The following is a 26,507-nucleotide window of genomic DNA, read 5'->3' as shown; positions in this document are numbered from 1 at the left end:
GGGATCGCGTGCTGCGTACAGTATGGGCTCTGGTCATTGCGACCGTGGTTTTCTCGGATGTCGGTCGAGCGGTGGCGGCGGGCTCACTCGACAAATCCCTCATGAAGCTCGATCCCGTGGAGCGGGCCCATCAAGCGTGTGTCATCAAGGGTCTCGAGATGGTGCGCCGCGGTGGCGACAAGCGTCTGGCGAAGGCGGATCGCATCCAGCCCGATACGTTCAAGCGCGCGCAGTTCGATGGCAGCGTGGTGACGGCAAAAGGCGCGGCCGTGCGCGCCAACAAGCATTGGTATGCGCTCTCGTTCGAATGCCAGGTGTCGGACGACCAGATGAAGGCGCTCGCGTTCACCTTCAAACTCGGCAACGAGATTCCGCCTGAAACATGGGAAGAAGTCGGCCTCTGGCAATGAGCCGGATCAGCCGTCGCGAGCCGCGCGCGCGAGCAGATCGCGCAGCATCTTCACCACCCGCAGTGCCGGTCCGCGACCGCCACACTGGATCGAGATGCGTGCACCTTCGAAGAGCAGGAAGACCTCGTCGGCGAGCAACTCGGGATCCCGGTAGTGGGAGTCCGCGAACAGCTTGACCAGATGTTCGCGCTTGCGCTGCTTGTAGGCTTCGATCACGGCGCGCGCCGGATGATCCGGTTGCAGCTCGACGGCGGCGTTGGCTAGTGCGCACCCGCGCTCGACGTTGCTGGTCAGGACCTGCTCGACGTGGTCCACCCATGCGTCCAGGCGCTTTCCGGGATTGTCCGGATGGGCTTCTGCCAAGCGCTCCCAAACGGCATCGCCTTCGGCGGCAAGGCCGCGCGCATACTCCACGACCAGCTCGTCCTTCGACTTGAAGTGCCGGTAGAGCGTCATTTTATTTGTTTGAGCTGCTTCGGCGATCAGCTCGACACCGACGGTGTGAAGCCCGTGGCGATAGAACAAGTCTCGTGCGACGGCCAGAATTCGCTCTCGCGGAGGGGGCAGGGGTGCGTCGCCTGCGGCAGTTTTTCGCCGAGTTTGAACCAAGGTCTTGCTCACCACACTCTTGACTGCCAAGCCCGCTCTCAGTACGAACGGGTGTTACCGGTCAGTACCGCCACCCTATTTAAGGCAACTTTGTCGTCGGATCAATCGCACCCGTGTCGTTCGTAGTCTGATTCTCGGATTTTCGACCCCCGTGCAACTTGTTTTGCCGACTGCTTATCGGCCGGACGAAAGACGTTATTCTAAATTTCTGCGCTGGAGGGCCCATGTCGCCTCGTCGCATACGTTCCACTCTTGCTGCGGCCCTGCTTCTCGTGTTGCCGCTCGCGGCATGCGGGGACAATCAGAGCGCCGCGCCCGGTGCGGCGGCTCCTCCGCCGCCCAAGGTCACGGTCGCGAAGCCGAGCCAGAAACTCGTCTCCGATTACGACGAATATGTCGGCCGCTTCGTGGCTTACGATTTCGTCGAGGTGCGTGCCCGCGTCTCGGGCTATCTCGACAAGATTCACTTCACGGATGGGCAGCTGGTGAAGGCGGGCGACGATCTTTTCACCATCGACCGGCGGCCGTTCGAGGCGTCCCTCGATCAGGCCAAGGCGGCGCTGGAGCAGGCCAAGGCCAACCTCGCGTTCGCGGAAGCGGATCTCAAACGCGGTTCGAACCTTGTTCCCGGCACTTCGATTACCCAGCAAACCCTTGACCAACGGACGCAAGCGAAGCGCGTCGCGCAGGCGTCGGTGACGGCGCAGGAAGCCGCTGTGCGGCAGGCCGAACTCGACCTGCAATTCACCGAACTGAAGTCACCCGTTTCGGGGCGCATCGGTGACAGGCGCGTGTCGATCGGCAATCTGGTGGCCGGCGGTACGGCCGGATCGACGACGCTGCTGGCAACGGTTGCCACCGTCAATCCGATCCGCTTCGAGTTCACGATGGATGAGGCGTCCTATCTTCGCTATCTCAATGCGGCCAGCAAGCAGGCGGCATCGGCTGCCAACCGTGGCATGTCGCTCCCGGTCAGGCTGAAGCTCATCGATGAGGACGAGTTCAAGCATGAAGGGCGGATCGACTTCGTCGACAACGTCATCGACCGCTCGTCCGGCACCATCCGCGGGCGCGCCGAGTTCAACAATCCCGACGGCAAGCTGACGCCCGGCATGTTCGGACGGGTCCAGATTACGACCTCGCCGCCGGCGATGGCGCTCCTGGTCCCAGACAGCGCCATTGCGACGGAGCAAGTGCGCAAGTTCGTCTACGCGGTGTCGCCGGATGGCATTGCGAACCCGAAATACGTGACGCTCGGGCCGCTTGTCGATGGACTGCGCGTCATCGCCTCGGGCATCGATGCAAACGACACCCTCGTCGTCAACGGCCTGCTCAGGGTGCGCCCGGGCATCAAGGTCGATGCCGAGCAGGCGAACGCCACGGGCGACTCCAAGGAAGCGGTGGTCAGTACCAACTGACGATCCCCCGCATTCCCGTGCCGTCAAGCAAGGTGCCGGAGCGGAATGCATTCGTGAAACTCAGAGCGGACGCTTCGCGCTAACGAGGCACGGAGCGTCGCTTTTGTTCAGGCGGCAGGGCTGACCCATGCGCATCTCGCATTTCTTCATCGACCGTCCGATTTTCGCGGCCGTGATCTCGATCGTGTTCGTGATCGTCGGCGGGGTGTCGCTCGGCCGGCTCCCCGTCGCCCAGTATCCCGACATCGCGCCACCGGTCGTCAACGTGACCGGTCAATATCCTGGCGCGAGCGCCGAAGTGGTGGCGAATACCGTCGTGGCACCCCTCGAGCAGCAGATCAACGGCGTCGAACGTATGCTTTTCATCTCGTCGAACTCGACGGGTGACGGGCGTTTCTCGATCTCAGTGACGTTCGATCTCGGCACCAATCTCGATGTGGCGCAGGTGCAGGTGCAGAACCGAGTGGCGGTGGCGCAGCCGCGACTCCCGTCCGACGTGCGCAACATTGGCGTCACGGTTGCCAAGGCCTCGCCCGACTTGATGATGGTCGTGCACCTGCTGTCTCCCGACCAGTCGCGCGATACGCTTTTCATCTCCAACTATGCGAGCGTCAACGTCGTCGATGTCCTCAGCCGCATCGAGGGCGTGGGCTCGATCACCGTGTTCGGTAGCCGCGACTATTCGATGCGTGTCTGGCTCGATCCGGACCGACTGCAGTCGCTTGCCTTGACGGCTAACGATGTTGTGACTGCCCTGCAGCGGCAAAACGTGCAGGTGGCGGCCGGTATTCTCAATCAACCGCCATTGGAACGACCGGGGGCGTTCCAAATCTCGGTCCAGACGCAAGGGCGGCTCGCGGACACGAACGAATTCGGAGAGATCGTCGTCAAGCAGAGCGGCGACTCGGTGGTGCGGCTCAAGGATGTGGCGCGCGTCGAGCTCGCCGCGCTGGACTACGGCGTCAATTCCTATCTCGACAAAAACCCGGCGACCGGTCTCGGCGTTTTCCAGTTGCCGGGCTCGAACGCGATCGCCACGGCCGAAAAGATCAAGGAAACGATGGCGGAGCTTTCCAAGAGCTTCCCGGCCGGGCTCAAGTACGACATCATCTACAATCCGACCGAGTTCATCCAGCAGTCGGTCGACGCCGTGGTGAGCACGATCCTGGAAGCCGTGGTGCTCGTCGTGCTGGTGGTGATCGTCTTCCTGCAGACGTGGCGCGCGGCAATTATCCCGATCGTGGCCATTCCTGTGTCGCTGATCGGCACATTCTTCCTCCTGGCCGCATTCGGGTTCTCGCTCAACAATCTGTCGCTGTTCGGCCTCGTGCTCGCCATCGGCATCGTGGTGGACGACGCGATCGTGGTGGTTGAGAACGTCGAGCGGAACATGGCGCAGGGCATGAGTCCGCGAGAGGCCGCCTACCGGACGATGGAAGAGGTCGGCGCGGCGCTGGTCGCCATCGCGCTCGTGCTTTCGGCGGTGTTCGTGCCGTCGGCGTTCATTACCGGCATCTCGGGGCAGTTTTATCGTCAGTTCGCGCTCACGATTGCAGGCGCGACGGTGATCTCGCTGATCGTCTCGCTGACGCTGTCGCCGGCGCTGTGCGCGATGCTCCTGAAGCCGCACGAGCACGAGGCGCACACGCGTCAGAACATCCTGATGTGGCCCATCAACGCCTTCTTCCGGCTCTTCAACTGGAGCTTCGACAAGATGAGCGCCGGCTACGCCTGGTTCGTCGGCAAGATCGTGCGGCTGGCCGTGGTCATGCTGGTCGTCTACGTGGGCATCATCGCTTTTGGCATGAACGAATTCCGCAAGACGCCGGTCGGATTCATTCCCGCGGTCGATGGCGGCTACCTGATCACGATTACGCAGCTCCCGCCTGCGGCGTCGCTGTCGCGCACGGATGCCGTCAACCGGCGCGCCGTGGAGCTCGCGCTTGAGACGCCGGGCGTGGCGCATGCGGTGAATATCGTTGGCTTCTCGGGTGCCACGCGTACCAACGCACCCAATGCGGGTGCGGTGTTCGTGGTTCTGAAGCCCTTCGAGGAACGGGCAAAGGATCCGAACCAGTCGGCGCAGGCGATCCAGAAGGCGCTGCTTGCCAAGTTCTCGACGATTCAGGATGCGATGGTGCTCGTGGTCGCGCCGCCGCCGGTGCGCGGCATCGGCTCGGCCGGCGGCTTCCGCATGATGATCCAGGACCGGAGTGGCGCGGGGGCGGGTACGCTCCAGCAAGTCGTCGGCGCGATGATGCAGAAGGCCAACCAGACACCCGGCCTCATGCAGGTGTTCTCGCTGTTCGAGAACTCGACGCCGCAGCTCTATCTCGACATCGACCGCGTCAAGGCACAGATGCTCGGCATCAACGTCGCGGACGTTTTTACGGCGCTACAGACGTATCTCGGGTCGTCGTACGTCAACGACTTCAACCTTCTGGGGCGCACGTTCCGCGTCACGGCGCAGGCGGATAGCGATTTCCGCGTCAATACCAAGGACGTGCTCAAGATCCGGGTGCGCAACTCGGCTGGCGATACGGTGCCGCTCGGAACCTTCACCACCGTGCGCGACGTGTCGGCGCCAGCGCGTGTTCCGCGCTACAACCTCTATCCGGCGGCGGAGCTCGACGGTTCGGCGGCGCCCGGCTACTCGCAGGGGCAGGCCATCGACCTCATGCAGCAGCTCGCGGCGGAGACGCTGCCACAGGGTTTCAGCTACGAGTGGACGGACCTCGCGTTTCAGCAGATCCGAGCCGGCAACACGGCGGCGTTCGCGTTCGCGCTCGGTGTCGTGTTCGTGTTTCTTGTGCTTGCAGCGCAGTTCGAAAGCCTCACGTTGCCTCTGGCGGTGATCCTGATCGTGCCGATGAGCCTCATTGCCTCGATCACGGGCGTGATCCTGCGCGGCATGGACAACAATATCCTGACCCAGGTGGGCTTCATCGTCCTTATCGGCCTCGCGGCGAAGAATGCGATCCTGATCGTGGAGTTCGCGGCGCAGCTCGAGCAACAGGGCAAGGACAAGTACGAGGCTGCCAAGGAGGCGGCTCGGCTCCGCATGCGGCCCATTCTCATGACGTCGCTGGCCTTCATTCTCGGCGTGGTGCCGCTGGTGTGGGCGATCGGCGCGGGCGCGGAGCTGCGGCAGGCTCTCGGTACGGCCGTGTTCGCCGGCATGATCGGTGTGACGGTGTTCGGCCTCATCTTCACGCCGGTGTTCTATGTCATCTGCCGTTGGCTCGGCGATGTGTTTGCGCGTCTGATTGCGCGCAGGCCGAAACGCGCGCCGCAACCGGCCGAATAGCCGTCTCATTCGCCGTTACCGAAAGCGGGCGCCACCGTGTGGCGTCCGCTTTCGTGTCTTCACGGATTGGCGGCGTGCGGATTTTTGTCGCTCCGTTGCGCGAGCGCCGCGGGCAGCATGGCGCAAATGCACGCGCAGAGCGCGTCTCACGCGCTTAGACCTATTGTTCGGATTTAGCTTCTTTTTTTGAGCTGGCAATGAATTCTGTTTTTTCTCTACCGGCTGGATCGGCGGTCGGATGATGAGTTTTTTGCGCATTTCGCTACGCTTGTTTTTGATCGCGACTCATCGCTCTCTAAAGTTGAATCGTGTGAGTAAGGCGTTGAAAATATATATCTTATAGCTTTCTCCGAGCGCTTGCGCCCGTTTTGCGCATGCTGGGAAAAAGCGCGTTTGATCGATGCGCTTCGCGTCTGGCGGCGGCAATCTTGAGGAAAGAGAACGACGATGGCCTCTAATACGTCGATGTCGGCACGTTTGTCCTTCAACCAGATCGACGACGAAGTGCGCCGCCTGCTCCGAGAGCACAAGGATTTTCTGGTCGGAGAACTCTCCGGTGTGCTCGACGGCTTCTATGAACACGTCGTCAAGTATCCGGAAACGGCAGCCTTTTTCAAGAACCGCGAAATGATGATGGGCGCCAAAGGCGCGCAGGTGCGCCACTGGCAGACCATTCTCGATGGGAATTTCGACGGGACCTACGAAGCGTCGATCATGCGGATCGGCGAGACGCACCATCGCATCGGTCTCGATCCGCGCTGGTACATCGGAGGCTACAACGCGCTCCTCACTGGCCTGTTGCAGGTGATCGCGCAAAAGATGCCGCCGCCAAAGGCGGGTGCAGCGAGCGGAGACTGGAAGGGCAAGGGCCAGCCGTTGGATCGCAAGACGGCGCTGCAGAGTGCGGTTCTCAAGGTCGCAATGCTCGACATGGATCTCGCCATCTCCGTCTATCTCGATGCCGGGCGGCGCGACCTCGACAAGCTTGCGGGGTCGGTCGTCTCGATGGCGGGGGCCGTGGCGCAAACGGCGACCGAGCTCGAAAAGGCGGCCGATTCCGTGGCGTTCTCCGCCAGAACGGCGAGCGACCAGACGCAGGCGGTGGCGGCCGCTGCGGAAGAGGCCTCTGCCAACGTGCGGACGGTGGCGTCGGCGGCAGACGAGCTTTCGGCCTCCGTCAAAGAGATCGCGCGGCAAGTCGCGGGCTCTACGGAGATCGCCGGGCGTGCCGTGGCGACGGCCGATGAAGCCTCGGGCAAGGTGCGCAACCTTTCTCAGGCCTCGCAGAAGATCGGTGACGTCGTAGAGCTGATCAGCAATATCGCGCGGCAAACCAATCTGCTTGCGCTCAATGCCACGATCGAGGCGGCGCGCGCCGGCGAAGCGGGCAAGGGTTTTGCCGTCGTTGCGCAGGAGGTGAAGTCGCTCGCCAACCAGACGGCGAAGGCGACAGCCGAGATCGGGGCGCAGATCAACGCCATTCAAGGCTCGACGGCCGACGCGGTCGGATCGATTGGAAATATCGGCGGCATCATCAAGTCCATCGATCAGATCGCCAACACCATCGCCTCGGCTGTCGAGGAGCAGGGTGCGGCGACGAACGAGATCGCCCGCAACGTCCAGGAAGCGGCGCGCGGCACCTCGGAGGTGGCGTCCAACGCGATCGGGCTTTCGAATTCGGCGACGTCGACCGGAACGGCGGCGGCGCAGATGCTTGCTGCCGCCAAGAAGCTGGGCGGCCAGGCGGAGGAGCTCAAGAAGACCGCGGAGAGCGTGATGTCGGGCAAGGCCGCGTGACGTCAATCTCGATCGTCTTGCCGGAAGATCCGGCGGCTGGTTGGTTCCGGGTGCGAATGGGGGCGGAGATCAAACCCTTCCGGTGATGCCCGCGCCGGCGAGGCTCGCTTTGGTCTGCTCGAGCGTGTGCTCCGGTGTGTAGCCGGCATCAATCGGCGCCCAGGTCATGGCCCCGAGGTCGCGGATGGCTTGGGCGTGCACAACGTTGGCGTCCGAGTCCGATGCGTCGCCGCGGCGGGCTTCGACGCGTGCGATCTGCGTCGCAAGGGGAGCTTCCAGCCAAAGGCCTGAGAAGAGTGCGCCATTTCTCAGCGCTATGGCGGCGATCTTCTCCCGTTCCTCCAGTTTGGCCGAGACGCCATCGAAGATCACCCCGTGGCCGGCGGCAAGCGCGCGTTCCGCTTTGTCATAGAGCGCCGCATAGACCTGGTCGGAGGCCTGCTCTGTGTAGTATTCCGGCGCCAGCCGCTCGGTTTCTTCGACGTTGAACATCCGCTTGCGCTCGACGTCGGTGCGCAGGACGAGGGCGCCGGGTGCGGGTCCGATCGACGGCGCGAGGTGGGCAGCCAACGTGGACTTTCCCGTTCCGGAGAGACCGCCGACGGCCACCAGGGCGGCTTTGGGAGGGGTCATATAGGCGTTGGCTGCCGTCAGGTAGGACACGGCGCGGGCTCTGTGCTCGGCATTCTCTGCGTCCGGTTTCTGAAGTGCGTTTTCCGACGCGACAAGCGCGCGGACTGCGGCGCGGGTGGCGAGAAAGAGCGGCAGCGCGGCCAGGCCATCGATCTCGCCGCCAACGGGCTCCGCGGCAACGTAAGCATTGAGAACGATGCAGGCGGCGTTGCGGTCGCCGCGGACATCGAGGTCCATCAAGAGAAACGCGAGATCGTACCAGACGTCGATGGTGGCAAGGCGCTCGTCGAATTCCAGCGCATCGAAGGGGACGACACGGTCTGCCCGCACGACGATGTTGCCGAGATGCAGGTCTGCGTGGCAACGGCGCACGAGGCCGGCCACGGCGCGTGCGTCAAGCATCGGAGCGAGCCTTTCGACGTGTTCTCTGCTTCGCCGGGCGAACTCTTCGGCCAGGCTCATCGTGGAAGCGGGCGCGGCGTCGACGAGCGAAGATGCGAGTGCCGCGACCGTATCGCGCATGACGGCGGCGCCTTTCACGCCGGTGGCGACCGGCGCCTCGCGATGGTAGCGTACAGCCATTTCGGCCAGGTCCTTGCAGATCTCGTGCGGGAGGGGTCCTTTCTCGGCGATGCGAGCCAGCAGCTCATTCTGCTCGAAGCGGTTCATCACCAGCGCAACGTCGACGGGATCGCCGTCGTCAAAGGCGAGCGTGCCGTCCGGTCGGCGGCCGATGGTGGAGAGGCCCAGGTAGATGTCCGGTGCGTGATCCCGATTAAGCTCAAGCTCGCGGTGGAGCGCCGTGCGCCGCTGCTCGAAGGTGGTGAAATCGAGGAAGGGCAACTTGATGCGCTTCTTGATCTTGAAGGCTTTGCTTCCGACCAGAACGACGAGTGCGGCATGCGTCTCAATGATCTCGACGTGGCCTGCGGGGTCGCCGTGGGTGGTCGGATCGCTCAGAAACGCGAGTACGGCCGTGGACTCGCGGTCCGATCCCGAGAGATGAAATGCTCCGCGTTCTCTCGGCATGGCGGCCCCTCACCTTGGATGAGTTCTTGCCGGATTCAGGATCGCCGCATTGAGGTTGGTCAATCGGTCGACGACTTCAGGTACCAGCCCCAAGGCTCCGCGCTTTTGTAGGCGGTGATCTGCTTCGGCTCGAGGAAGTTCATCAGTCCCCAAGTGCCGAGCTCGCGCCCGATGCCGCTTTTCTTCATGCCGCCCCACGGCGGCTCGAGGAAGTTCGGTTGGGAGCAATTGATCCACACCACGCCTGCCTCGAAGCGATCGGCGACGCGACGTGCGCGGTCGAGATCCCGGGTCATGACAGCAGCGGCGAGGCCGAACTCGCTGTCATTGGCGAGAGCTAGTGCCTCGTCCTCAGTCTTGAAGGCGGCGACGGAAAGGACGGGGCCGAAGATCTCCTCCTTCCAGATGCGCGTGTCCGGCGAAACGCCGGTGAAGATGGTGGGCTCGATAAAGTAGCCGGCGTTGAAGCCTGCAGGCCGCGCGCCGCCGGAGACGAGCGTGGCTTCGCGCTTGCCGGTCTCGATGTAGTCCAGGACTTTGTCGTATTGCGTGCGGCTAACCAGAGGGCCGAGCTGCACGCCGTCGCTCATGCCATCGCCGATTTTGATTTTCCCGGCCTCCTCGGCGAGTCTCTCGACGAGGCGGCCCGCGATGCCCGATTGGGCGATGAGACGCGAGGTGGCGCTGCAGACCTGGCCCTGGTTCCAGAAAATGCCGAACATCACCCATTCGACGACCTGCTCGAGGTCGGCGTCGTCGAAGACGACGATCGGCGACTTGCCGCCGAGCTCCAGGCTCAGGCCCTTGACGTCCTTGGCGGCGGCGGTAGCGACGGCGATGCCGGTCGGCACGGATCCGGTGAAGGCGAGCTTTCTCACGTCGGGGTGCGCCGAAAGGGCTGCTCCCGCGTCGCGGCCCAATCCCGTCACGACATTGACGACGCCGGGCGGCACTCCGGCCTCGTGACAGATGCGCGCGAGCTCGAGGGCGGTGAGAGACGTGAACTCCGAGGGCTTCAGCACCAGCGTGCAGCCGGCGGCGAGGGCGGGCGCGACTTTCCAGGCCGCCATGAGGAGCGGGTAGTTCCACGGAACGATCAGTCCGACGACGCCGGTCGGCACATATTTCACGCGCGTTTCGAAGCGATCGTCGGGAACGACGATGGTTTCGCCCTGCCTGGCGTCAAGCCCCTCGGCATAGGTTGCGTAGAGATTGAAGCAATAGATCGTATCGGCGATGTCGCCGTGGGCTTCCGCCAGCGGCTTGCCGTTGTCCTGCACCTCGAGCCGCGCGAGGCGGTCCTTTTCAGCATCGATGCCGGCGGCAATGGCGCGCAGGATCGCCGCCCGCTCGCGACCCGTGGTGTGCGCCCATGCTCCTTGTCCGGCCCGCTTCGCGGCATCGACGGCGCGGCCAATGTCGCGCGACGTGCCTGCGGCCAGCGCTGCGAACACGCGTTCGCTGGCGGGGTCGATGACGTCGATGCGGCCGCCGTCGGCGGCATCGGTCCAGCCGCCATCGATGAACAGCTTGGGCTCCATGCGTGTCCTTTCGTTCATGGGGTGGCTGCGGTGAGGGCCGCGGCAAAGGCTTCGAGGAAGATGTCGGCGTGCTCGCGGCGGAAGGCGAGCGGCGGGCGGATCTTCAAAACATTGCCGAACTTGCCCGCGGTGCCGATGAGGACGTTGCGCTCGCGCATGGCGTTGACCAGGCGCTCGGCGGCATTGCGGTCCGGGGTGCGGCTTTCGCAATCGTGCACCAACTCGACACCGATGTAGAGACCGGTGCCGCGCACGTCACCGATGACCGGGCTTCCGAGCGCGACGATGCCATCGCGCAGGTATGCGCCGGTTTCTCGCGCATTCTCCTGCAAGCGTTCTGCGGCGATCGTGTCCAGGACTGCCATGCCTGCGGCCGCTGCGACCGGGTTGCCGCCGAAGGTATTGAAGTAACCGTTCTCCGATCCGAAGGCCGCCAGCAGATCGGGACGGATTGCCACGCCACCCATCGGGAAGCCGTTGCCCATGGGCTTTCCCATTACGGCCACGTCCGGCACGATACCGTGGCGCATAAAGCCCCACATGGCCTCGCCGGTGCGTGCGAACCCGGGCTGCACCTCGTCGGCGATGAAGAGGCCGCCTGCGTCGCGGACGGCGTCCACGGCGTCGGCGAGAAAGCCCGCGTCACCCGGGAAGATGCCGTCGCTCGAAAAAATCGTGTCGGCGATCAGGGCGGCCGGGGCGAAGCCGCGGTCTTTCAGCGTCGCGATGGCGTGCTGCACATCCTTCGCGAACCGTGGGCCGAGCGCGTCCGCTCCGCCGCGGTAGGTGTCCGGGGCCGGTATGAGCATCACGTTCGGCGGCTGCTCTTCGGTGCTGGCGGACGAAGGCGAGACCTGGGTCACGGCCGTGGTGTTGCCGTGGTAGGCGTTCTCGGTGGCGATGAGGCCCGCGCGCCCGGTGACTGTTCTGGCGATGCGCAGCGCCAGATCGGCGCTCTCGCTGCCCGTGCACGTGAAGACGATGTTCGAGATTGCGCCCGGCATGGTCCCCAGCAGGCGTTCGGCGTAAGCGTAGACGCCGTCGTGCAGATAGCGGGTGTGCGTGTTCAGAATTGCCATCTGCTTGGCTACGGCGGCCGTGACGGCGGGGTGGCAATGACCGATCGAGGGTACGTTGTTGTACGCATCGAGGCAGCGGGTCCCGTCGGCCTCGTAGAGCCATACGCCTTCGGCCCGCACGACGTGGAGCGGGCGCTTGTAGAACAGCATGGATGTGGGGCCGAAGGTTGCGCGGCGGCGGCGGATCAGGGCTTCAGTCACGGGCGCGAGGCCTGCTGCGCCTTGTTTCATGTCGAAGGCGTTGAGCTCCAGGATCTTCTGTGTTCCGGTCACGGCGTCTCCGAGGTTGGGCTCGCTCGCCTCATGGTAGCGAAGAGAAATGCGCAGGTCTCGGGTGGTCTCGCGGGGCTCTTCGGTGCTCAAGAGTTGGGCGTGGATTTGCCGATTTCCATCGCACGAAATTCCGCTTCAACGGTTGCGCGTATCCTACATCGTGATCAAAATCCTTTCTCCTGAATAAACGAGTTAAGGGGACGAGAAGCGTATGTTGAGTTCGATTGCAGGGCGTTCGGTCGTCGTCACGGGCGGTAGCAAGGGCATCGGCAAGGGGATCGGGCGGGTCTTCGCGCGCAATGGCGCCAAAGTGCTGGTCGTCTCGCGTACGCTTTCTGAAGCAGAAGCGGCGGCCGCGGAGCTGGTTGCCGACGGTGGTATCGCCTCGGCATTCGCCGCCGACGTCACGCAGCCCGCCGAGATGCAGGCCATGGCCGATGCCGCCAAGCTGCGCCACGGGGGAGTCGACGTTCTCTGCGCCAACGCCGGCGCCTTCCCGCAGGGGCGGATCGAGGACCTCTCGGCGCAGGACTGGGACCAAGTGCTCGGCGTCAATCTCAAGGGCACGTTCCTGGCTCTCAAAGCGTGCCTTCCCTATCTCACGCAATCGGACCAGGGACGCGTCGTCATCACGTCGTCGATCACCGGCCCGGTGACGGGATTTCCGGGATGGACGCACTACGGCGCGAGCAAGGCCGGCCAGCTAGGCTTCATGCGCACGGCGTGCCTCGAGCTTGCCAAGTACAAGATTACGGTCAACGCCGTGCTGCCCGGCAACATCCTGACCGAAGGCCTCGTCGCCATGGGTGACGACTATCTGCAGTCGATGGCGGCCTCGATCCCGCTCAAGGCACTCGGCACGGTGGAGGATATCGGCTACGCGGCGTTGTTCCTGGCCTCGAAGGAAGCGGCCTACATCACCGGACAGACGATCATCGTCGACGGCGGCCAGACGCTGCCCGAAAGCCTCGACGCGCTGAATTAGGGGTCAGCCGAAGCGGGAAAGATAGCGCTCGCAGAGCGGCACCGTGCCCTTGGTGTAGGCCACGCCCATGGAGCGGGCGAGATCGGTCTCGGAATGGGAGCCGATCCAGGCCACGAGAAGGATGCGTCGCAGCATGACGAAGGTGGCGATCTCGCTCTCCTCCTCGGGGCTCAGGGTGCCGAAGCGGCGGTAACCCCGCACCCAGGCGGCGATCAGGTCGGGGACCTCGGGCGCGTCCTCGAAGAAGGAGACGGTGGTGGCACAGTCGTAGAGGAACCACGAGAAGCCGCAGTCGTCGAAGTCGATGACCTTCACGGTGCCGCCGTCCATCAGAAGGTTGGCGAGGCGCATGTCGCCGTGAACGAGGTTGAAGACCTCGGGTCCGGTGCCGAAGCGGGCCAGGCGGCGCTCGATCACCGCGACCGTCTCGGCGAGGACGGCTTCGATTTCGGGTGTCATGCCCATGCCGTCGCGCCAGCGGCCCCAGTGGGGTGTGTCGCCAAGGCTGGTCGCGAAATTCCAGGTGTGGCGCTCGAACCAGGGCGGGCGCACCCATGATTTGACATGGGCGTGCATTTTGGCCGTGGTCTCGCCGAGCTTCTCGAAGCCTTCGGCGTCGTTGGCGGCCGGCTCCGCGCCGGTCTCCCAGGCGAAGACCACGACGTTGCGCGGCCGTGCAAGGCCATCCGACGTGACGGCCTGGATCAGCTCGCCGTCGCGGCCGGCGATGGGAGCGGGGACATTGGCGGCGCCGGCCGCGTTCAGGGCTGCGAGCCAGGCCAGCTCCGAGGCGATGGCGGCCGGGGAATGGTAGCCTTCGCGATGGATGCGGAGCGCCCAGCGATCGCCGGTCTCGGGGTCGTCCAGCCGGTAGGTGGCGTTCTCCGAGATGTTGATCAGGGCCGGCCGGACGCGGTCCGGGAGGGCGTAGCGGGCAATGGCGTTTGCGGCCAAGCGATCGAGGCCTTCGGTCGTAGTCGTCGTGTCCGTCACCTCTGTCTTCCTCCCCCTCGCTTCTCCCTCACGCGCACTGTAGACTCGGACGCGGATCCGGTCAGAAGGCATTCCGTCACGATGAAGAGCAAGGAAAAATCGGGCACGAAGCCGGCGCGGCGGAAGACGCTCGCTCAGCAGGGGCCGCTGTCACGCGCCTCGCTCAGATTGAGGATCGTTTTTCCGGATGAACGGCAAATCGGCCCGGGAAAGGCCGATCTGCTGGAAGCCATCGGGCGGACGGGGTCGATCTCGTCGGCGGCGCGTGATCTCGGCATGTCCTATCGGCGCGCGTGGCTGCTCGTGGACGAGCTCGGGAAGCTCTTCAAGCGACCCATCCTGACCACGGCGGCGGGCGGCGCGCACGGTGGCGGTGCGGAGCTCACGGATTTTGGGCGTGCTCTGATTGCCGCCTATCGCAGGATCGAGGACCGGGCCGCGGAAGCGGCGCGCGCGGAGCTGGTAGCCTTCGAATCCGATCTCGTGGACGTGTGAGCACCGCTCCGCGCAGCCGTTTGTCCTCTACTTCAGCACGGTGAATCCTTCGCCCTTGAAGATGCTGGTGGCGTCGCCCGACGAGAGCAATTCGAGGAAGGTTTTTGCTGTCGCATTGGCCGACGCGGCCGTCAAGGCGGCCGGATAGATGATTGGCGGATGGCTGTCGGCGGGGAAAGTGTCCACGACCTTGACCTGCGGCTCGCTCTTGGCGTCGGTGCCATAGACGATGCCGAGCGGCGTTTCTCCGCGGGCAACGTAGGTGAGCGCGACGCGGACGTTCTCGGCGCCTGCAACCTTGGCCGAGACCTGATCCCAGACACCGAGGCTGGCAAGCGCCGCCTGACCGTAGACGCCTGCCGGCACGGACTTGGTATCTCCCATGGCGAGGCGGCCTTCGCCGAGCGCCTCGGCCAGCTTAAAGCCCTTCTCGATCTTGAGTGCCACGGCGCTGTCCTTGGGTGCGATCAGCACCAGCGTGTTGCCGAGCAACGTCTTGCGCGATGCCTCGTTGATCAACTTGCGCTCGGCGAGCCAGTCCATCCACTTCAAGTCGGCGGAGATGAAGAGGTCGACGGGGGCGCCGGCTTCGATCTGCTTTGCGATGGCAGAGGATGCTGCGTACGAGGAGGTCACCTTGTTGCCGGACTTGGCCTCCCAATCCTTGGCGATCTTATCGAGAGCGTTCTTGAGGCTTGCGGCGGCAAAGACGACAACCGGCTTCGTCTCAGCAGCGGCGCCTGCCGCCGGACTCGCCGCTTCCTGTGCGCGGGCCATCAACGGCAGCATGAGAGCGAGCGCGAGCGAGCCTGCCAGCAGGCGGGTCGGTTTGGTCATGGGGCGATCCTGAAGCTGTATCTATTCAGATATAACGAGCCATGGACGCCTCGTGTCTGTCAAGCTTTGGCAGCGTCGTCTTGTTGTTGCGAAACCGTCGAAAGCAAGATGTTGGCTGTAGGCTCCGCAATGGCGGAGCCGACATAAAAAGGGCCGGGCGTTTTGTGCCCGGCCCTTCGTCGTTTGTTCAGACGATAACGGTTAGTGGGTCTCGTAGGCCTTCTCGCCCTTGGTCAGCGCGAACTCTTCCTCCGGCGAGAGGATCAGCTTGTGACGCCCAATCAGCGCGAAATAAACGATGCCGATCGCGAACCATGCCGCCACCCAGTAGACGCCGACGCGATAGACCGGATCCTGGAGCTGCATGTAGATCGTCACCAGCGCGATGATCACCGTCAGGCTGGCGCCCACCACGCCGAGCGGGCTCTTGTAAGGCCGCTCGAGGGTCGGGAAGGCGCGCTTGAGCTGAATGTAGGTCAGGCCCTGCATGACGTAGGAGAACATGGCGCCGAAGACCGCCATGTTGAGCAGCGTGCCGCCGATCAGCTGCGCGCCCTTGTCGGCGCCCTCGGCGAACCAGACGATCAGCATCACGGCAAGGCCCAGCAACGCGCCTGCGAACAGGGCGATGTGCGGCGTCTTGCGCGTGCCGTGCGTCACCGAAAGCGCGGTCGGGAAGTAGCCGGCGCGCGACAGCGAGTAGATCTGACGTCCGTAGGCGAAGATGATGGTGTGGAAGCTCGCGATCAGGCCCGTCAGGGCGACGACGGCAAGAAGCGTGGCGATCTCCGTGCCGTAAATGGCGCGGAAGCCGTCGAGAAGCGGCTCGCCCGACGCTCCGAGCTTGTGGGCGCCTACGTCATGCACCGACGGGTTGAGCGTCAACACAAGGAACGCCGACAGGAGGAGCGTGAACATGCCGAGCAGGATGCCCTTCGGCATGTCGCGCTTCGGATCGACCGATTCCTCGGCCGCGAGCGGTAGCTGCTCGATGGCCAGGAACAGCCAGACGGCGAACGGCAGTCCAGCGAGGATGCCATAGGAGCCGAAGGGCAGGAACGGTCCGTTGCCTTCCGGAAGCTCGGCGCCGTCGGGACCGATGTTGAGGGCCCAGCGGCTGAAGTCGACGTGCGGAATGGCGCTGATGTAGAAGACGGCGAGGCAGAGAAGGGCCAGGATCGTGATGATGAGCGAGAACTTGAACGACAGCTCGACACCGACGTAGTTCAGCGCGACGAAGATGATGTAGAACGCGATCCAGAACAGCGGCTGGCTCTCAGCAGGCGCACCGAGAATGGCGGACGCGTAGCTGCCGATGAAAAAGACGATGACGGCCGGCGTGATGACGTACTCGACGTTCTCGGCGAGTCCCGTCAGGAAGCCTCCCCAGGGGCCGAACGCAGTGCGCGCGAACGAGTAGGCGCCGCCCGTGTGCGGCATTGCCGGGCTCATCTCTGCGAGACTGTAGGTGAGGCCAAGGTACATGATGGCGATGATGATGGTGGCGAAGAACATTCCGCCCCAGCCGCCTTGCGCCAGTCCCAAGTTCCAACCCGAGAAATGTCCCGAGATCACGGCGCCGACGCCTAGCGCCCATAGGGACCAGACGCCCGCGTGGCGTCTCAAACCTCTTGCCTTGAAGTACGCGTCGTCGACCTTCTCGTAGGTAACGCCTTGAGTGGACTGTGACATGGTGAGCTCCCCTGCCTGCGGCCGTTTGGCACCTTAGGGATATCTCAAAGGTAGACGAAAGGCTTGTCCTTCTTTTGGACAAGACGTTACTGGCCGATGGGCAGGACTGATGATCCGTGTCCTGCTTTTAATCATTTGTGCAGGTGCTCAGGCGGGGACAAGAAGCTCGGAAATCTGATTGCGGCCGCCAGCCTTAGCTGCTCGGAGCGCCTGGTCGGCACGGTGCAGTGCGGTATTCAGGGGCTCTCCCGCGGCCCATTCGGTGACGCCGAAGCTGCAGGTCATGCGGACGTTCTCGGCGGCGCCCTCGAACGCATGGGCGGCGACGTTCTGGCGAATCACGTCGCACCAGTGCGCCGCCTGCGTCGCTTCCAGAATGGGAAACGCCAGGCCGAACTCGGCGCCGCTCAGGCGCGCGACGACGGGGGCTTCCTCGCCGGCGATGCGGGCGACCGTCTTTAGCACGGTGTCGCCGGCCTCGTGTCCGTAGGTGTCATTGATGGGTTTGAATTTGTCGACGTCCATCAGGCACAGAGCGAGGCTGTCGGATGCGTCGAGCTCGCGGCGCTTGGTCTCCATGGTGGCAATGAAGGCTCTGCGGTTCAGGGCGCCGGTCAGGTAGTCGGTGTCCGCCTGCTCGACGAGCTGGCGCTGCAGTGTGATCATGCGGTTCGCGGCTCTCAGGCGCGCCATCAGCTCCTCGCGCCGAATGGGCTTCACGATGAAGTCGTCGGCACCGCAGTCGAGCGCTTCGGCGAGTGCGCGCTCGCTCGTGTTCGACGACATGACAATGATGTGCAGCGGGCGTTTTTCGGCGGCCAGAGCGCGCAGCTTCCAGCACAACTCGAGACCGGGGATCGGTTCCAGCTCGAGGCTGGTCACGATTACGTCGACGGTCGGCGTCGCCGCGACATAGTCGAGGGCGAGATCGGACATCGAAAAGCAGTCGGAGTACAATCCTGCTGCTTCAAGCTCCGAGGCGAGCTTCGCTTGCACGACCCGGCTGGGGTCGACGATGACAATGTGCATGGTTCAGGCTTCTGCTTACAGACCACGGACAACTTACGCCGTGTTGGTGAACAGGGCCTTACCGACCAGGAGCACTGGGTATTCGGAATGTCTTCAGGCGTTTTAGGAGGGGCGGGCGAGGGCGTCGGGGCGCTTGCCGGCCCCGAGCTGGTAGTTGCTCTCGTCCTTGAGGTTGACGCCGGTCAGCTGCCTGCGAAACGCCTCGCGCAGGAGCCAGGCGATCTTGAAGGCGGCCTCATCCGCGGATAGCCCGCCGATGCGGATGTTGGAAATGCAGTTGCGCTCGCCGTCCTTGCGGCCGACGCGCGGCTCCCACGTCAGGTAGGCGCCGAGGCTGTCGGGGGATGAAAGCCCCGGGCGCTCTCCGATCAGCATGACAGCTGCGCGGGCCTTCAGAAACTCCCCGGCATCGTCCGAGAGCGCGACGCGAGCCTGGGTGGCGAGCAGAACGGGGCCGAGACGCCATTCATTCTTGCGAACATGCGGCAGCAGCGCCTTGATGGTTGGGATGGCATTGGCTGCCACCGCGGTCGAGGACAGGCCATCGCCGACGATGATTAGGAGGTCGGTTTCGGACGGCGAGCGCTGCGACAGCACCTGGCGCGATTCAGGGCCGAGACGGCGTCCCAGGTCCGGGCGACGCAGATAGGTATCGCGGTCGGGCGCGGCGCTGGCGATGCGCTGCGTCTCGAGCCCCAAGGCGGCGATTTCCTTTTCGATCGACGGCCATTCGATCGGGGTCTTGACCGCGTCGCGGGCCTGGGCGTGCGCCATGGAAAAATTGAGAACCTCGCGGGTCGGCATCCCGGAGCCGGAACGGCCGAGCCCGATGCGGGCGTCGGTAAAGCGCTTGAGCGCGATCCAGGGATCGTCCGGCGTCATGCCACACCTCCCGCAGCGTGCTCGAGCAGGGCTTTGGTCGGCTTTTCGCTGATGACCTTGCCGCTTTTGTCGGCGAGGCCCATGCGTTCGAGCCATTCCTCGAACTCGGGGGCGCGCTTCAGGCCCAGCACCTCGCGCACGTAAAGGGAGTCGTGAAAGGAGGTCGACTGGTAGTTGAGCATGATGTCATCGGCGCCGGGGATCCCCATGACGAACGTCACGCCCGCCGCGCCGAGCAGCGTGAGCAGCGTGTCCATGTCGTCCTGATCGGCCTCTGCGTGGTTGGTGTAGCAAACGTCGCAGCCCATCGGCACGCCGAGCATCTTGCCGCAGAAATGATCCTCGAGGCCGGCGCGGATGATCTCCTTGCCGCTGTAGAGATACTCGGGGCCGATAAAGCCGACGACGGTGTTGACGAGCAGCGGGTGGAACTCGCGGGCCACGGCGTAAGCGCGAGCCTCGCAGGTCTGCTGGTCGACGCCGTGGTGGGCGTCGGCGGAGAGGGCCGCACCCTGGCCGGTCTCGAAGTACATGACGTTGTCGCCGACCGTCCCTCGTTTGAGAGAGAGCGCGGCCTCGCGGCCTTCCTTGAGGATGGGAAGAGTGACGCCGAATGACGAGTTGAGTGCCTCCGTGCCGCCGATGGACTGGAAAACAAGGTCGACGGGCGCGCCGCGCGAGATGGCTTCGATGGAGGTCGTGACGTGGGTCAGGACGCAACTCTGTGTCGGGATCTCGAGGCGCTCGATCATGCGATCCAGCATCGACAGCATGTCGATGATGGCGCCGACGTTGTCCGTCGCGGGATTGATACCGATCACGGCGTCGCCACAGCCGAACATCAGGCCGTCGATGACGGAGGCGGCGATGCCCTTGGGATCGTCGGTCGGATGGTTGGGCTGAAGGCGCACGGACAGGTGCCCTTTGAGGCCGATGGTGTCGCGGAAGCGCGTGATGACGGAAACCTTGCGCGCTGCGAGCACCAAGTCCTGGTTGCGCATGAGCTTGGAGACGGCCGCCACCATTTCCGGCGTGAGGCCGGGTGCGAGCTTGCCGAGCGCTTTGGTGTCGGCCTTGTCGGAGAGCAGCCAGTCGCGAAATTCACCCACCGTCATGTGCGCGACGAGTGCGAACGCGTTGGCGTCATGCCGATCCATGATCAGGCGCGTGACGTCATCGCTTTCGTAGGGGATCAGCGCCTCGTTGAGGAACCGCTTCAGGGGGACCTCGGCAAGGGCCATCTTGGCGGCGACGTTCTCCTCGGCACTTGTCGCTGCGACACCGGCCAGAACGTCACCGGATCGCAACGGCGTGGCCTTGGCCATGAGCGTCTTCAAGTCGGCGAACCGGTAAGTCGTTTTCTGCCACGTCGCTTGATACATGGGCCGCTCCCGTCTCACGGACATGCCTTTCATCATAGGAAAGGTTTTGCGGCAATCAAAGCTCGGTTGTTGGGCGGCATGCCGACCGAAGCGGCACGCAACGCCTGCGACCTCCACGGTTTTCCACGGTACTGGACAAAAGTCTAAGAAAGGTGTGGTGCCGGCGGCATGATCGGGAGGGAGCTGCCCGCCGGCACCACGAGCATGACGTCACCCGTGCTCTAGGGTCGGGGAGGGGTGCGGGTGGCGCCAGCTTTCTCTGTGCGTGACGCTCGGCTGCGCGTTCAAATCTTGGCCAAGCTTCCAGCGTCCGCCGTTAACGCCGGTGTCGGCGGGGGAGTTCCGCGCTCCAGCGGACCAATCGATCGATGTTGGAACCCAAGCTCGATGCCATGCGTTATCCGTTGTGCACGAAACGCCAAATTCCAGTTATGTCTTTATAATTGCTCGGCTATCGTGCAGAGCTAAACCCGAAAGAGAGGGCAATACAGGGGCGCTCGGCTCAGCAATAATGGGAAAGCCGCGCGAGGGCTGCAAAAGCGTAGCCGCTCCTGTGCACTAACAGACGGGGCCTGAAAGGCCGTGGAGGCCGCGGTCAGGCCGTTATAGGCCGCCGTTTCATCCAATCGGGTCGATTGTGCGGGAAGGTTCCGAGGGATCTACAAGAGATGACCACTCAAAAATCCGTTCAGCCGGCTCAGAGCACCGCGCCGGAGAGCAGTATGAACATCGAGCCAACTGGCAGCGTCGACGCGGCAATCCAAGGTGCGCTCGGTCGCAAGTTGCGCGAGAGCTGGGAAGAGGTCGTGAAGGAGGAAGTGCCGAAGAAATTCACGGTTCTTCTCGAGCAACTCAAGCAAGCTGAGACGAGTAGCTCGGGTTTCGCCCGGTCGGATAACGATGGCGGGGAGCGTCAAGACTGAAGATGGCAGCGCCTGACTTCGAGCAATCCCTTGTCGCGGCGATCCCGCATCTGCGCGCGTTTGCGCGCAGTTTTGCCAACGATCCCGCACGTGCCGACGATCTGGTGCAGGAAACGCTGGTGAAAGCGTGGAACAGCCGGGATTCCTTCACACCCGGCACCAATTTTCGCGCGTGGCTGTTCACGATCCTGCGCAACGTCTATTTTTCACAGCACCGCAAGCTCAAACGCGAGGTGGACGATCCGGACGAGCAGTACCAGAACTCGCTCGCCGTGCAGCCGGAGCAGTATGGCTATCTCGATCTTGCCGACTTCCGCACTGCGCTCGCCAAACTGCCGCCGGATCAGCGTGAGGCGTTGGTGCTGGTTGGTGCCGAGGGCTTTTCCTATGAAGAAGCAGCCGAAATTTGCGGGTGTGCTGTCGGCACGATCAAAAGCCGCGTCAACAGGGCGCGCAACCGGCTCGTGGAGCTGCTCGATGATCCGGACCTCAAGGGCGGCGCCTCTGAGAGCGCCGCGGAGGCTGGACAACGCGGGCGATTGGTGAAAGACGCTGCACGTGGTTAGTTTATTCTAAGATATTGATTTGTTGCGAGGTATCGCCTGAAGGAACCTTTCGATAGGGTTGTGCGTTAGCACCCGAGGGTTGTGGCCCTTGGCGATTTTCATCGCAGGTCTGCTCAGTAGGGAGAACATCATGTCGCTTGCCGAAACGATCGCGCCCCAGCTGCCATATCTGAGGCGGTTTGCGCGTGCGCTCACCGGAAGCCAGGAGAGCGGCGACGCTTACGTGGTGGCGGTGCTCGAAACTCTGGTCGCGGATCCGCAGAGCTTTCCCGAAAGCAACATGAAGCGTGTGGGGCTCTACAAGTGCTTCCTCAAGGTCTGGAACTCCATCAGCCTCAACCGGGACGACGTCGCTCCGAAAACCCGGGTCGACCTCAGCCTGGAGGCGATCACGCCGCGTCCGAGACAGGCTTTCCTGCTGGCGTCCGTGGAAGGCTTCACGACGCAGCAGATCGCCGAGATCCTCGACTGCTCGACGCGTGAGGTCAGCGCGCTCATCGAGGAAGCGGGCGAGCAGATCGCCGAGCAAACGGCCACCGATGTGCTGATTATCGAGGACGAGCCGCTCATCTCGATGGACCTCGAAGCGTTGGTCAAGGGACTGGGCCATCGGGTCTCCGGCATTGCCCGTACGCATCGCGAAGCCATCATCGAAGTGAAGAAAAAGCAGCCGGGGCTCGTGCTTGCCGATATCCATCTTGCCGACGGCAGCTCGGGGCTCGACGCCGTCAACGAGATCCTGCTCGGCTTCAATCTTCCTGTCATTTTTATCACGGCGTTTCCGGAGCGGTTGTTGACGGGCGAACGGCCCGAGCCGACGTTCCTCATCACGAAGCCGTTCGAGCCGAATACCGTGCGTGCGCTCGTCAGCCAGGCGCTGTTCTTCGGGACGAACGCGCGCGTTCCCGATGCTTCGGCAGGCTTAGGCGGTGCACGCGGTCCGAAGCTCGCAACATCGGCCTCATCGGGAGCGCGCGCCTTGCGCACCTGAGGCATTCGGGAACGAGTCATCGCCTTTTCGTGACAAGCAAAAAACCGATCGTGTCTTGAATCGCGGCTCATCCTGATCCACGTTCAGGCGCGTTGGTTGAACGCCGAGCCGGCTGGTCCGGCAAATCCGGGGCTGCGAGCCTCAAGGGTGGATCTGGATGGCGCGTGTGCTGGTGGTCGACGACGAGGCGCTCATCGCGATGATGTTGAGCGACTTGCTCGCGGAATACGGCCATGAAACCGTTGGCCCCGCCCATTCCGAAGGGCAGGCGCTCGAACTCGTCGCCTCCACCCCCATCGATGCGGCGATCCTCGATGTGACGCTCGGCGATCACGATTGTTTCGCGGTCGCCGAAGCGCTCGGTCAACGCGGCATTCCCTTCGCCTTCGCAACCGGACATGGTGCCCAGGCGATGCCTGACGCCTTCCGGGCGCGCGTGACGGTGTCCAAGCCCTTCGACTTTGAGGTCGTGCGGCGCCTCATCGACGATCTGGTTTCCCCTGCGGCCTGAGTGTCGGCTGACATCCCGTGTTCGAGCCTTTCCTGTTTTCTTCCGGTGAGATCGAGGATGGCGCGGGGAACTCTACGTCTCGGGACGGGCTTACCTGGTTGGGCGTATGTGCCAAGTTCGATAGCAGGACCACTCCATGACCGGGTCTCGCGCACCGGTTGATCTCCTTGTCATCGATGCCACCGCGGACCGGCATGACGGCTATCGCGGCTTGCTGGGCAGCTTTGTCCGCAAGGTTGTGACGGTCGCGCCCGGGGATGCGGCACGCCAGCAGCTTCTGTCGGGCGCTTTCGCGGCCGTGATCGTACATCTGGATGACGATGCGGCCGACGTGCTCGCAGATATTGCAGATGTTGATGAGGCGTCCGGCCCGCCCGTGGTCGTGGTGTCGGCACAGATGCCAGATCTTCGCGCGTTTGGTGCGCATGGTCGCGTTACCGAGTTTGTGCCATCCGCTCATGCAACCGAGCTGCTTCCGCCGAAGGTTTCCTGCCTCGTCGAGCTTGCAAAGGTGAAAGGCGAGCTCGACGAGGAGCGGCGCACTTCGGACGCGCTCAGGCGGCGCATGGGCGAGCAGATCCATCGCGGCAAGAACCTGTTGGCGATCCTGCAGTCCGTCGCGCGACGGACGATGCACGAGGGACGTGCGATGTCCGATGCGCGGGAGGCGCTGATGGGCCGTCTCGGGACGCTCGCCCGGGCTTACCAGCTTGTGACGGCTTCGAATGGGGCAGGGACGGATATCGCCGACGTCGTGGAGGCGGAGCTGGCGCACGTGATGGATCGTGTCACGGTCAGCGGCCCGCCGGTGCGGCTTTCAGGCTCGGTGGTGCAGACTTTTGCACTTGCCATCCACGAGCTAGCGGCCAACGCGAGCAAGCACGGGGCGCTTCTGTCGCCGAAGGGGGCCGTCGCCGTCGGCTGGACCTTTTTCGAATACGGAACCGATCGGTATCTCGAGGTGGCCTGGAGCGAGCGTGGAGGCACGACGCCCAAGGCGCCGGTCGAGTTCGGGTTCGGGCTGACGCTGGTTTCATCGTTCGCCGGAGCGCACGCGCAAACGCCAAACCTTCTCTTCGAGGGCGAAGGGTTTGCGTGCCGGATGCGGCTTTCGCAGGATGTGCTCGTTCCGGGCTAGCGCTCTCAGCCGGTTAGGCGGCGTGGGGTCGTGAAATGCTCGAGGTGGCCACTTGCGCGCTTCAGGTCCTTCCAGCTCGCGATGTCGAACGAGAAGACCACGAGAGCACCGGTCGGGAACTCTTGCGCAAGAAGGGCGAGCGTCTTGCGATCGCCCTCGCCGACCAGTTCCAGCGCCAGAGCGTGGAGGCCGGGATTGTGACCGACGACAAGCACATGCGCGTCGCTGCTATCGATGCGCCCGATCTCGGTGCGGATGGCGTCGGGTGAGGCGAGATACAACGCATCGTCGTAGAGGACGCGCGGTGTCGGCGGCCCAATCTCGGCCAACAGCAGCGCCAGCGTGGCGCGCGTGCGCATGGCGTCCGAGCAGAGCACAAGGCTTGGCCGCAGCTTTTCCTGACGGATGAACTTCGCGAGCGCCGGAATGGCCTTGGCGCCTCTCTTGGCGAGAGGGCGCTCGTGGTCGTCAAGCTCCGGATTGGCCCAGCTCGATTTGGCGTGGCGGAGGAGGGAGAGAGTCAGCATGGATCGAAGATGACGATATGAGCCCGCACGTCAAGGGTCGCGGTTTCCTGGTCGATGAAAAAGCAGCGGTGCGTAGAGCGTCGGTGTCGGCTCCGATTGGATGGACATTGTCCGTGGTTGGTGCATCCTGCCGGTAAAACTCGCTTAACCAAGCAACCGCATCGGGCGTGCTGAAAGCTCCGGCGGACGGCACATGTGTGGCCCTTCAACCCGCAACGGATGGCCCGACCCATGACCAAGCCCAAGGTGAGCAAGAAGACCGGTACGCGTGCGAAGGTCGCGGCTCATCTTACGACAGGCTCCGGCGCGCCGGATATCGTCGTGCGCACACTCGAGAACGCCATCGGCGCGCAGGTGAGGGAGTATCGCAAGCACGCGGGGCTGACCGTTTCGGAGCTGGCGTCGGTCGCCGACATATCGACGGGCATGCTGTCCAAAATCGAGAACGGCCAGATCTCGCCGTCGCTCTCGACGCTGCAGCTCCTTGCGTCAGCGCTCAACCTGCCGTTGACGATGCTGCTTGCGAGCTACGATCGCGGGCGCGGCTGCTCCTATGTCAAGAAGGGGGAGGGCGTGGCGATCCGCAGACGCGGAACGAAGGTTGGGCACAACTACCAGCTTCTCGGGCAGTCGCTCGGCGGCGACGTGGCGGTGGAGCCGTATCTGATCACGCTCAACAAAGACGCCGACACCTACACCGAGTTTCGTCATGCCGGCATCGAGTTTCTCTACATGCTGAGCGGCAAGGTCTCGTACGCGCATGGAGAACGTTCGTATCTCCTCGAGGCAGGCGATTCGATGATGTTCGATTCCTCGGAGCTGCACGGGCCGGACAAGCTGCACGAGCTGCCCGCGATCTACCTCTCGATCATCATCTATGAGCGCCGCTAGCCGTTGCTGGCGAGAGGTTCTCAGATCTCACCTTTGAGACCGCGCTCGAAGTACTTGTGAATGATCCTGTCCTGGTTGGCGAGCAGCCAGTCGATCGAGGGCTCGTTCGACATCGCCTTGTGGATGGCGCGCGCGGTCGCCTCACGATGGATGTCGAACAGGATCTTGTGGTCGAGATTGTCGATGGTGGCGACGGACGGATTGAGCCAGACGGAGACGATGATGCCGAGGTCGTTGGCCTTGTCTTTCGGGATGTCGCCAGAACGCACGGCATCGAGCACGCCCATGGCGGTCGCGTACTGAACTGTGCCCATCAGGATGTTGGTGTAGCGTTCGCTGGTGACGGTCACTTTGCTCACGCAGATGGTCGCCGGGCGCACCATGACGTCCGTATTGAGGAGCGCCAGCACGCGGCTGTGTCCGGCAACCTGGTTGCCAAGCAGATTGGCGAAGGCGGTTCCGAAGGGACCGTCCATCTCGCCAATGGCGACCTCGGGCTCAGCGGCTGTGCCGGGCGGGCCACCCGCGACCAGTGCTTCGCCGACGCGAATGCCGATGCGTCCGCTCAT

24 protein-coding genes are annotated in these 26,507 nt (G+C 63.8%); 12 read left to right on the top strand and 12 right to left on the bottom strand.

Annotated features, from left to right (window positions below):
* Window positions 1-8 precede the first annotated feature (8 nt).
* Window positions 9-410: a DUF930 domain-containing protein gene (locus QZV93_RS05885; RefSeq protein WP_295556767.1), complete on the top strand. Its 402-nt coding sequence runs from the start codon at window positions 9-11 to the stop codon at window positions 408-410.
* A gap of 6 nt (window positions 411-416) precedes the next feature.
* On the opposite strand, the gene QZV93_RS05880 is transcribed toward QZV93_RS05885, so the two are convergent.
* On the bottom strand, window positions 417-1,049 hold the full coding sequence (locus tag QZV93_RS05880) for a TetR/AcrR family transcriptional regulator (RefSeq protein ID WP_363156642.1): 633 nt from the start codon (window positions 1,047-1,049) through the stop codon (window positions 417-419).
* A gap of 194 nt (window positions 1,050-1,243) precedes the next feature.
* Here QZV93_RS05880 and QZV93_RS05875 point away from each other — a divergent pair, with 194 nt between their 5' ends.
* The 3 genes from QZV93_RS05875 (at window position 1,244) to QZV93_RS05865 (ending at window position 7,541) form a co-directional block, all read left to right on the top strand.
* A complete protein-coding gene (locus QZV93_RS05875; RefSeq protein WP_295556766.1) occupies window positions 1,244-2,437 on the top strand; it encodes an efflux RND transporter periplasmic adaptor subunit in 1,194 nt (397 codons plus the stop codon).
* A 127-nt stretch (window positions 2,438-2,564) separates the two neighbouring features.
* The gene (locus QZV93_RS05870; RefSeq protein ID WP_295556764.1) at window positions 2,565-5,744 is read left to right on the top strand and encodes a multidrug efflux RND transporter permease subunit; all 3,180 of its coding nucleotides are present in this window, start codon (window positions 2,565-2,567) and stop codon (window positions 5,742-5,744) included.
* Window positions 5,745-6,191: 447 nt separating this feature from the next.
* A complete protein-coding gene (locus tag QZV93_RS05865; RefSeq protein WP_295556762.1) occupies window positions 6,192-7,541 on the top strand; it encodes a globin-coupled sensor protein in 1,350 nt (449 codons plus the stop codon).
* Window positions 7,542-7,610: 69 nt separating this feature from the next.
* Here QZV93_RS05865 and QZV93_RS05860 read toward each other — a convergent pair whose 3' ends face one another.
* Genes QZV93_RS05860 through QZV93_RS05850 form a run of 3 tightly spaced genes read right to left on the bottom strand, consistent with a single transcriptional unit; the run spans window position 7,611 to window position 12,096 of the window.
* Window positions 7,611-9,203 (bottom strand): bifunctional aminoglycoside phosphotransferase/ATP-binding protein, encoded by a 1,593-nt coding sequence (locus QZV93_RS05860; RefSeq protein ID WP_295556761.1) that lies wholly within the window; start codon window positions 9,201-9,203, stop codon window positions 7,611-7,613.
* Window positions 9,204-9,262: 59 nt separating this feature from the next.
* Window positions 9,263-10,744: an aldehyde dehydrogenase family protein gene (locus QZV93_RS05855; protein WP_295556820.1), complete on the bottom strand. Its 1,482-nt coding sequence runs from the start codon at window positions 10,742-10,744 to the stop codon at window positions 9,263-9,265.
* A 14-nt stretch (window positions 10,745-10,758) separates the two neighbouring features.
* Window positions 10,759-12,096, bottom strand: coding sequence for an aminotransferase class III-fold pyridoxal phosphate-dependent enzyme (locus tag QZV93_RS05850; RefSeq protein ID WP_295556760.1), 1,338 nt, complete (start codon window positions 12,094-12,096; stop codon window positions 10,759-10,761).
* A 211-nt stretch (window positions 12,097-12,307) separates the two neighbouring features.
* Here QZV93_RS05850 and fabG point away from each other — a divergent pair, with 211 nt between their 5' ends.
* Window positions 12,308-13,081, top strand: coding sequence for a 3-oxoacyl-ACP reductase FabG (fabG, locus tag QZV93_RS05845; RefSeq protein WP_295556758.1), 774 nt, complete (start codon window positions 12,308-12,310; stop codon window positions 13,079-13,081).
* Window positions 13,082-13,084: 3 nt separating this feature from the next.
* Here fabG and QZV93_RS05840 read toward each other — a convergent pair whose 3' ends face one another.
* Complete coding sequence (locus tag QZV93_RS05840; protein WP_295556757.1) at window positions 13,085-14,074, bottom strand: phosphotransferase; 990 nt, start codon at window positions 14,072-14,074, stop codon at window positions 13,085-13,087.
* 81 nt (window positions 14,075-14,155) lie between these two features.
* Here QZV93_RS05840 and QZV93_RS05835 point away from each other — a divergent pair, with 81 nt between their 5' ends.
* A complete protein-coding gene (locus tag QZV93_RS05835) occupies window positions 14,156-14,569 on the top strand; it encodes a LysR family transcriptional regulator (protein WP_295556755.1) in 414 nt (137 codons plus the stop codon).
* A 27-nt stretch (window positions 14,570-14,596) separates the two neighbouring features.
* Here the strand turns inward: QZV93_RS05835 and modA are convergent, their stop codons facing one another.
* The 5 genes from modA to QZV93_RS05810 all read right to left on the bottom strand — a co-directional run bounded on the left by modA (window position 14,597) and on the right by QZV93_RS05810 (window position 20,391).
* Window positions 14,597-15,406 (bottom strand): molybdate ABC transporter substrate-binding protein, encoded by an 810-nt coding sequence (gene modA, locus QZV93_RS05830; protein WP_295556753.1) that lies wholly within the window; start codon window positions 15,404-15,406, stop codon window positions 14,597-14,599.
* Window positions 15,407-15,607: 201 nt separating this feature from the next.
* Window positions 15,608-17,098 (bottom strand): ethanolamine permease, encoded by a 1,491-nt coding sequence (gene eat, locus QZV93_RS05825; RefSeq protein ID WP_295556751.1) that lies wholly within the window; start codon window positions 17,096-17,098, stop codon window positions 15,608-15,610.
* A gap of 147 nt (window positions 17,099-17,245) precedes the next feature.
* Window positions 17,246-18,127 (bottom strand): diguanylate cyclase, encoded by an 882-nt coding sequence (locus tag QZV93_RS05820; RefSeq protein WP_295556750.1) that lies wholly within the window; start codon window positions 18,125-18,127, stop codon window positions 17,246-17,248.
* A gap of 102 nt (window positions 18,128-18,229) precedes the next feature.
* Window positions 18,230-19,009 (bottom strand): ethanolamine ammonia-lyase subunit EutC, encoded by a 780-nt coding sequence (gene eutC, locus QZV93_RS05815; protein WP_295556748.1) that lies wholly within the window; start codon window positions 19,007-19,009, stop codon window positions 18,230-18,232.
* A complete protein-coding gene (locus QZV93_RS05810) occupies window positions 19,006-20,391 on the bottom strand; it encodes an ethanolamine ammonia-lyase subunit EutB (protein WP_295556746.1) in 1,386 nt (461 codons plus the stop codon). Before QZV93_RS05810 ends, eutC begins: the two co-directional genes overlap by 4 nt.
* A gap of 668 nt (window positions 20,392-21,059) precedes the next feature.
* On the opposite strand from QZV93_RS05810, the gene QZV93_RS05805 reads away from it, so the two are divergent.
* From QZV93_RS05805 to QZV93_RS05785, 5 genes are all read left to right on the top strand, one after another.
* Complete coding sequence (locus QZV93_RS05805) at window positions 21,060-21,314, top strand: NepR family anti-sigma factor (RefSeq protein ID WP_295556744.1); 255 nt, start codon at window positions 21,060-21,062, stop codon at window positions 21,312-21,314.
* A 2-nt stretch (window positions 21,315-21,316) separates the two neighbouring features.
* Entirely contained in the window at window positions 21,317-21,880 is a 564-nt protein-coding gene (locus QZV93_RS05800; RefSeq protein WP_295556742.1) for a sigma-70 family RNA polymerase sigma factor, read from the top strand.
* A 130-nt stretch (window positions 21,881-22,010) separates the two neighbouring features.
* A complete protein-coding gene (locus tag QZV93_RS05795; protein ID WP_295556740.1) occupies window positions 22,011-22,871 on the top strand; it encodes a response regulator in 861 nt (286 codons plus the stop codon).
* Between the two features lie 157 nt (window positions 22,872-23,028).
* Window positions 23,029-23,382, top strand: a complete 354-nt coding sequence (locus QZV93_RS05790; RefSeq protein WP_295556738.1) for a response regulator — start codon at window positions 23,029-23,031, stop codon at window positions 23,380-23,382.
* Window positions 23,383-23,518: 136 nt separating this feature from the next.
* The gene (locus QZV93_RS05785) at window positions 23,519-24,520 is read left to right on the top strand and encodes a sensor histidine kinase (protein ID WP_295556737.1); all 1,002 of its coding nucleotides are present in this window, start codon (window positions 23,519-23,521) and stop codon (window positions 24,518-24,520) included.
* 5 nt (window positions 24,521-24,525) lie between these two features.
* Here the strand turns inward: QZV93_RS05785 and QZV93_RS05780 are convergent, their stop codons facing one another.
* On the bottom strand, window positions 24,526-25,047 hold the full coding sequence (locus QZV93_RS05780) for a histidine phosphatase family protein (protein WP_295556735.1): 522 nt from the start codon (window positions 25,045-25,047) through the stop codon (window positions 24,526-24,528).
* A gap of 231 nt (window positions 25,048-25,278) precedes the next feature.
* Here QZV93_RS05780 and QZV93_RS05775 point away from each other — a divergent pair, with 231 nt between their 5' ends.
* A complete protein-coding gene (locus QZV93_RS05775; protein WP_295556733.1) occupies window positions 25,279-25,938 on the top strand; it encodes a helix-turn-helix domain-containing protein in 660 nt (219 codons plus the stop codon).
* A gap of 20 nt (window positions 25,939-25,958) precedes the next feature.
* Here the strand turns inward: QZV93_RS05775 and fae are convergent, their stop codons facing one another.
* Window positions 25,959-26,507 carry a formaldehyde-activating enzyme gene (gene fae / locus QZV93_RS05770; RefSeq protein WP_295556731.1) on the bottom strand — a complete coding sequence of 183 codons (549 nt, stop codon included), beginning with the start codon at window positions 26,505-26,507 and terminating at the stop codon, window positions 25,959-25,961.

It is taken from the genome of uncultured Hyphomicrobium sp., from assembly GCF_902826555.1.
Taxonomy (GTDB): Bacteria; Pseudomonadota; Alphaproteobacteria; order Rhizobiales; family Hyphomicrobiaceae; genus Hyphomicrobium_C.
This window is presented reverse-complemented; position numbering and strand designations above follow the sequence as displayed.